8 protein-coding genes and 1 riboswitch are annotated in these 6,908 nt (G+C 31.7%); of the genes, 5 read left to right on the top strand and 3 right to left on the bottom strand.

The genetic code is table 11. The features are described 5' to 3' along the window. From CD127_RS06190 to gcvPB, 4 genes are all read left to right on the top strand, one after another. The coding region (locus tag CD127_RS06190) for a shikimate kinase (RefSeq protein WP_276307633.1) at positions 1-322 on the top strand (322 nt) is incomplete at its 5' end. After that, positions 319-455, top strand: a riboswitch (glycine riboswitch). Its footprint overlaps the gene before it by 4 nt. A 77-nt stretch (positions 456-532) precedes the next feature. Continuing rightward, positions 533-1,624 carry a glycine cleavage system aminomethyltransferase GcvT gene (gene gcvT / locus CD127_RS06185; RefSeq protein ID WP_103366135.1) on the top strand — a complete coding sequence of 364 codons (1,092 nt, stop codon included), beginning with the start codon at positions 533-535 and terminating at the stop codon, positions 1,622-1,624. A 16-nt stretch (positions 1,625-1,640) separates the two neighbouring features. Further along, on the top strand, positions 1,641-2,993 hold the full coding sequence (gene gcvPA, locus CD127_RS06180; protein WP_103299025.1) for an aminomethyl-transferring glycine dehydrogenase subunit GcvPA: 1,353 nt from the start codon (positions 1,641-1,643) through the stop codon (positions 2,991-2,993). Further along, positions 2,980-4,458, top strand: coding sequence for an aminomethyl-transferring glycine dehydrogenase subunit GcvPB (gene gcvPB, locus CD127_RS06175; protein ID WP_103366134.1), 1,479 nt, complete (start codon positions 2,980-2,982; stop codon positions 4,456-4,458). The genes gcvPA and gcvPB overlap by 14 nt, the downstream gene beginning before the upstream one ends. A gap of 149 nt (positions 4,459-4,607) precedes the next feature. On the opposite strand, the gene CD127_RS06170 is transcribed toward gcvPB, so the two are convergent. Beyond that, entirely contained in the window at positions 4,608-4,994 is a 387-nt protein-coding gene (locus tag CD127_RS06170) for a rhodanese-like domain-containing protein (protein ID WP_103299027.1), read from the bottom strand. Between the two features lie 156 nt (positions 4,995-5,150). Between CD127_RS06170 and CD127_RS06165 the strand changes: the two genes are divergently transcribed. Beyond that, positions 5,151-5,981, top strand: a complete 831-nt coding sequence (locus CD127_RS06165) for a lipoate--protein ligase family protein (RefSeq protein WP_103366133.1) — start codon at positions 5,151-5,153, stop codon at positions 5,979-5,981. Positions 5,982-6,082: 101 nt separating this feature from the next. Here the strand turns inward: CD127_RS06165 and CD127_RS06160 are convergent, their stop codons facing one another. Together CD127_RS06160 and CD127_RS06155 are read right to left on the bottom strand one after the other, a co-directional pair. Next, the gene (locus CD127_RS06160; protein ID WP_103366132.1) at positions 6,083-6,307 is read right to left on the bottom strand and encodes an SA1362 family protein; all 225 of its coding nucleotides are present in this window, start codon (positions 6,305-6,307) and stop codon (positions 6,083-6,085) included. Between the two features lie 17 nt (positions 6,308-6,324). After that, positions 6,325-6,906: a hypothetical protein gene (locus CD127_RS06155; RefSeq protein WP_103366131.1), complete on the bottom strand. Its 582-nt coding sequence runs from the start codon at positions 6,904-6,906 to the stop codon at positions 6,325-6,327. Between the last annotated feature and the right edge of the window lie 2 nt (positions 6,907-6,908).

Below are 6,908 nucleotides of genomic sequence, written 5' to 3'. Positions count from 1 at the left end.
ATATAAATATTTAAAAGAATGTATATCAAAATATGATGTTATTTCTACTGGTGGGGGCGTAATAGAAAACATTGATTCTTTAAATATTTTGAAGCAATTAACAAATGTTATTTGGTTAGATTGCCACATTGATACTATTTATCGACGAATCGTAAACGACCCTCACAGACCTAATGCTAAAAATAAGACTAAAAATCAGTTAAAAAACTTGTATTCATCAAGGGTTTCAAGATATAATGAAATCGCATTCATGAAAGTGAATAGTGAAAAAACAATCAAAGAAATTTATGATTTTATCATAAATCATCTATCTTGCGGTTGATCAGTATTAGAGAGAATATTGATAATCATATGTATCTTATATAAGTGTAATAGATTCCACTGTGATTTTTTCTTTATCGCCGAAGGTGCAAGTATAATACGAAACTCTCAGGCAAAAGGATAATACTGTTACGCATTCCTGGATTAAGTGTATAAACAGGGTAGCAATTTGCTACTCTGTTTTTTTATAAAAATTATAGGGGGTTTTCAAATGACAAGCGAATTAAAAAAAACACCATTGTATCAAAATTACGTAGACAGTGGTGCTAAAATAGTAGAATTCGGTGGATGGGCAATGCCTGTTCAGTTTACAAGTATCAAAGAAGAACATAATGCAGTTAGATATAATGTAGGTATGTTCGATGTTAGCCACATGGGAGAAATCTCAATTAAAGGTAACGATGCTAGTAAATTTGTCCAATACTTATTATCAAACGATACTAACAATTTAACTGAAACTAAAGCACAATATACTGCTTTATGTAATGAAGAAGGCGGTATCATTGATGACTTAGTAACATATAAATTAGGCGAAAACGATTATTTATTAATTGTTAATGCTGCTAACACTGATAAAGACTTTGCTTGGGTTCAAAAACAATCAGCTGACTTTGATGTTGAAGTATCAAACATTTCTGATCAATATGGTCAATTAGCTGTTCAAGGCCCTAAAGCAAGAGATTTAGTTAGTGAATTAGTTGATGTTGATGTAAGTGAAATGAAACCATTTGATTTTAAACAAGGTGTTACTTTATTTGGTAAAAATGTTATTTTATCTCAATCTGGTTACACTGGCGAAGATGGCTTTGAAATCTATTGCGATGCAAAAGATACAGTAGATATCTGGAACGGCTTTATCTCACATGATGTAGTTCCTTGTGGATTAGGTGCAAGAGACACATTAAGACTTGAAGCTGGATTACCATTACATGGTCAAGATCTTACTGAATCTATCACTCCATATGAAGGTGGTATCGCTTTCGCTGCTAAACCATTAATCGAAGAAGACTTCATTGGTAAATCAGTATTAAAAGATCAAAAAGAAAATGGTTCTGAACGTAGAACTGTTGGTTTAGAATTACTTGAAAAAGGTATCGCAAGAACTGGTTATCCAGTATTAGATCTAGATGGTAATCAAATCGGGGAAGTTACATCTGGAACTCAATCACCATCATCAGGTAAATCAATTGCGATGGCAATTATTAAACGTGATGAATTTGAAATGGGAAGAGAATTACTAGTTCAAGTACGTAAAAGACAGCTTAAAGCTAAAATCGTTAAGAAAAATCAAATCGAAAAATAATTAAGGGGTGTGTATTGTGAGTCATCGTTATATACCATTAACTGAAAAAGATAAAAAAGAAATGTTAGAGACTATTGGTGCTAATTCTATTAATGAATTATTTGGTGATGTACCAGAAGATATTTTATTAAACAGGGATTTAAATATCGCTAGTGGTGAAGCTGAAACAACTTTATTAAAAAGATTAAGCAGAGTAGCTAATAAAAATATTACTAAAGAAACACATGCATCATTCTTAGGTGCTGGTGTGTATGATCACTATGCACCTGCAGTAGTAGATGCAATGATTTCTCGTTCAGAATTCTATACAGCTTATACACCTTACCAACCAGAAATTTCTCAAGGTGAATTACAAGCTATTTTTGAATTCCAAACGCTAATTTGTGAATTAACTAATATGGATGTAGCTAACTCTTCAATGTATGATGGTATCACTAGTTTCGCTGAAGCTTGTATCTTAGCTTTCAACCATACTAAAAAGAATAAAATTGTCGTTTCAAAAGGTCTTCACTATCAAGCATTACAAGTGCTTAAAACTTATGTAAAAGTTCGTGAAGAATTTGAAATTGTAGAAGTTGATTTAGATGGTACAATCACTGATTTAGAAAAATTAGAACAAGCTGTGGATGATGAAACAGCTGCTGTTGCTGTTCAATATCCAAACTTCTACGGTTCAATTGAAGATTTAGAAAAAATTCATTCATTTATTGAAGATAAAAAAGCTTTATTTATCGTATATGCTAACCCATTAGCTTTAGGTTTATTAACTCCTCCAGGTTCATTTGGCGCAGATATCGTAGTAGGTGATACTCAACCATTCGGTATCCCAACTCAATTCGGTGGACCACACTGTGGTTACTTCGCTACTACTAAAAAATTAATGCGTAAAGTACCAGGTAGATTAGTTGGTGAAACTCAAGATGATGACGGTAACAGAGGTTTTGTATTAACATTACAAGCTCGTGAACAACATATTCGTCGTGACAAAGCGACTTCAAATATTTGTTCTAACCAAGCTCTTAATGCTTTAGCTTCATCAATTGCTATGTCTGCTCTTGGTAAACAAGGTGTTTATGATATTGCAGTTCAAAACTTAGAACACGCTAATTATGCAAAAAATCAATTTAAAGAAAATGGTTTTGAAGTATTAGATGGAACATCATTTAACGAATTCGTAGTTAAATTTGATAAACCAATCAAAGAAGTAAACAAACAATTAGCCGAAGAAGGCTTTATTGGTGGCTTTGATTTAGGTGAAGCATCTAGTGACTTTGAAAATCATATGTTAGTAGCTGTTACTGAATTAAGAACAAAAGATGAAATAGATACATTTGTTAAGAAAGCTGGTGAGCTAAATGGTAGTAAGTAAATCAAGTCCATTAATTTTCGAAAGATCTAGAGCAGGTAGATATGCATACTCATTACCTCAAAGTGATATTAAAGGTGATTCTGTTGAAAGCATTTTAGATGACAAGTTCATCCGTAAAGATAAAGCAGAATTCCCAGAGGTAGCTGAATTAGATTTAGTACGTCATTACACTGAACTTTCAAATAAAAACTTTGGTGTAGATTCTGGTTTCTATCCACTAGGATCATGTACAATGAAATACAATCCAAAAATCAATGAAAGAGTAGCACGTATTCCAGGATTCGCTGAATCTCATCCATTACAAGAAGAAGAACAAGTACAAGGTTCTCTTGAAATTATCTATAGCTTACAAGAAGAATTAAAAGAAATTACAGGCATGGATGAAGTTACTTTACAACCAGCTGCTGGTGCCCATGGTGAATGGACAGCTTTAATGATCTTTAAAGCTTATCACATTGCTAATGGTGAAGGTCATCGTGATGAAGTTATCGTTCCTGACTCAGCACATGGTACTAACCCAGCGTCAGCTTCATTTGCAGGTTTCAAATCTGTAACTGTTAAATCAAATGAACGTGGCGAAGTTGATATTGAAGACTTAAAACGCGTTGTAAATGAAAATACAGCAGCAATTATGTTAACAAACCCTAATACTTTAGGTATTTTCGAAAAAAATATTATGGAAATCCGTGAAATCGTTCACGAAGCAGGCGGTTTATTATACTATGATGGTGCAAACTTAAATGCTATTATGGATAAAGTTCGTCCTGGAGATATGGGATTTGACGCTGTACACTTAAACTTACACAAAACATTCACTGGCCCACACGGTGGCGGTGGTCCTGGTTCAGGCCCAGTAGGTGTTAAAAAAGAATTAGCAAGCTATCTTCCTAAACCAATGGTTGTTAAAGATGGCGATACTTTCAAATATGATAACGATATTGAAAATTCTATCGGTCGTGTTAAACCATTCTATGGTAACTTTGGAATCTACTTAAGAGCGTACACTTATATTAGAACTATGGGTGCTGAAGGTTTAAGAGAAGTATCAGAAGCTGCAGTACTTAATGCAAACTACATTAAAGCACGCTTAAAAGAGCGTTACGAAATTCCTTATGATCAATATTGTAAACATGAATTCGTACTTAGTGGTTCTAAACAAAAAGAACACGGTGTTCGTACATTAGATATGGCTAAACGTTTATTAGACTTTGGTGTTCATCCACCAACTATCTACTTCCCATTAAACGTGGAAGAAGGTATGATGATTGAGCCTACTGAAACTGAATCTAAAGAAACATTAGATTACTTCATTGATGCAATGTTACAAATTGCTGATGAAGCTGAAAATAATCCTGATACTGTTTTAGAAGCGCCTCATACTACAATCATTGATAGATTAGATGAAACTACGGCTGCTCGTAAACCAGTATTAAAATTCGAAAAATTACATGAAGAGAAAAAATAATTCATTGTAAATAGAAAGACAGGCACAATAAAAAGTTTGTGCCTGTCTTATTTTTGTATTATTAATTATCTGTTTAGCATTTATATAAATCAAAAATAAAAACTCTTAGAGCTAATCTCTAAGAGTTTAATATTGGTACTAGCAATCAACTATTTTTTAGTTTTAATTTTGCCAGTCCATTTTTTATATCCACCTTTAAGCATGTAAATATCTTTATAGCCATTCTTTTTAAGGATACGTGCTGCACGATAACCAGCTATGCCGTTAGCATCACAAAGATAAATAGGTTGGTCTTTTCTTAAACCTTGGAATCTTTGGCTAAACATTGAGATTGGAATATTACGTGCGCCATTAATATGACCATAGTCATAATCAACTTTTTCTCGTACATCAATGACTTGAGCTTTTCTTAAGCCCTTATGAAATTCATTTTGTTCTAATTCTGTTACAGCACGTTTATTGAGAAACCAATTTCCTAACATGTAAAGAATAATTAAGACTATAATAACCAATGCTATAATCAAAGATACATTCATATTGCATCCTCCCTAATTAACCGATATTATAATTATAAAGCTGTTAGCACAATTTATCAAAATTTTTTTATTGTCTAATTATGGCTTTATTTAATTTAATACTAATTTATATATACGATTTATAAATAAATAAAAAGTTGTGATTGGAGTTTTTTTATGACTGAAACATGGAATTTTATTAATACTGGAAGTCATGATCCATATTATAATATGGCTATGGACGAAGCTTTATTAAATTTTGTTTCTCGAGGAGAAATTGATCCAGTAATAAGATTTTATACATGGAATCCTGCAACATTATCGGTAGGATATTTTCAAAGATTAACAAAAGAAATAGATATCGATAAAGTTAAAGAAAAAGGATTTGGCTTAGTACGACGTCAAACAGGCGGTAGAGGCGTTTTACATGATAAAGAGTTAACGTATAGTGTTATCGTTCCAGAATCTCATCCTGATATGCCATCTACAGTAACGGAAGCTTATAGAGTTATTTCAGAAGGTCTTTTAAAAGGATTTAAAATTTTAGGATTTGATGCTTATTTCGCTATTCCACGCTCAAAAGAAGAGAGAGAAAAATTAAAGCAACCTAGAAGTGCTGTGTGTTTCGATGCGCCAAGTTGGTATGAATTGGTAGTTGAGGGACGTAAAATAGCAGGTAGTGCGCAAACGCGTCAAAAGGGCGTTATATTACAACATGGTTCGTTACTTCAAGATGTAGACGTTGATGAATTATTTGATATGTTCATTTTCAAAAATGAGCGTTTAAAAGATAAAATGAAAAAAGCGTTTGTTGATAAAGCTGTAGCAATAAATGATATTTCTGATCGTCATATCTCTATAGAAGAAATGGAAAAAGCATTTGAAGAAGGATTTAAAAAAGGGTTAAATATCGACTTTAAACCTTTAACTTTAACTGATGCTCAATTAGCAGAAGTCAAAGAACTTGAAGAAAAATATCGTTCAGATGACTGGTTATATAAAAAATAATTAAAAAAAGAGGCTGAAAAATGTAAAATCTGAAGGCAATGGTGAAGTACTATTGACTAATCAGATTTACACTAAAGATTCAGCCTCTTTTATATTTATGATTATTTGCCATTGCGTCGATTACGTCGTTTATATTTTCTTACTGCTTTTCTATACTTTCTTTGGTCTTCAGTAAGAAAGAAGAAGTAATAAATAAGATAAATAATTCCTGCAATAATTGCAAAAGTAAAGATTGTTTTGACAAACGACATTAAGAATACATTTAGATTTAAAATTAACCCAATTGCTGCAATCGCTAAAACAATATAAAAAATTACATTTTTCAATTAAAAAACTCCTATGATTAAGAATTACTAGATAGATTGATTTGTGATAATTTAGTTCGTCCTTGATTTAATTTATCTTTATCATTTGATTCATATCCATTTTTAATATCCTTAAATGCAGATTGAATATTTTTATTTAGCTGTTTAATATTTTTATCGGTACTTTCATTACTGTCACTCATTTTATTTTTAGATACCGAACTTTTATATTTACTATAAGCGTCATCTATATCATTAGAAAGTGAATTCAGTTTCTCTAAATTTTGATTTTTATCTTCTTTTTTCTTTTTAGTTAAATCAAGATTATTGAAATTCCCAATAACTTTTGCAATATCTTGATAATATTGGGAACTAGCATTTAAAAATTCTGTTTCATTATTATTATCTACCGTTTGTGAAACATTTTTCTTATCATTATTTAAAGCATTTAGTTGTGATTTCTGATCACTGATATCTTGATTTAGTTGTTGAATATCGAGTTTCAAGTTGTGGTTTTCATCTCTTAATTTAGTTGTTTTATCTTCTAAAGGACCTAAGTTCTGAGCACCACAGCCAACTAACAAACACGAAGCTCCTATAATCCTGTCTCTTATACACATCT

This window comes from Staphylococcus petrasii (assembly GCF_002902565.1).
Lineage (GTDB): Bacteria > Bacillota > Bacilli > Staphylococcales > Staphylococcaceae > Staphylococcus > Staphylococcus petrasii.
This window is presented reverse-complemented; position numbering and strand designations above follow the sequence as displayed.

What these genes read in the sequence shown, in the direction of transcription:
- gcvT (WP_103366135.1), top strand. Translation starts at nt 533, where the DNA reads ATGACAAGCGAATTAAAAAAAACACCATTGTATCAAAATTACGTAGAC.
- CD127_RS06155 (WP_103366131.1), bottom strand. Translation starts at nt 6,906, where the DNA reads ATGTGTATAAGAGACAGGATTATAGGAGCTTCGTGTTTGTTAGTTGGC.
- CD127_RS06165 (WP_103366133.1), top strand. Translation starts at nt 5,151, where the DNA reads ATGACTGAAACATGGAATTTTATTAATACTGGAAGTCATGATCCATAT.
- gcvPB (WP_103366134.1), top strand. Translation starts at nt 2,980, where the DNA reads ATGGTAGTAAGTAAATCAAGTCCATTAATTTTCGAAAGATCTAGAGCA.
- CD127_RS06170 (WP_103299027.1), bottom strand. Translation starts at nt 4,994, where the DNA reads ATGAATGTATCTTTGATTATAGCATTGGTTATTATAGTCTTAATTATT.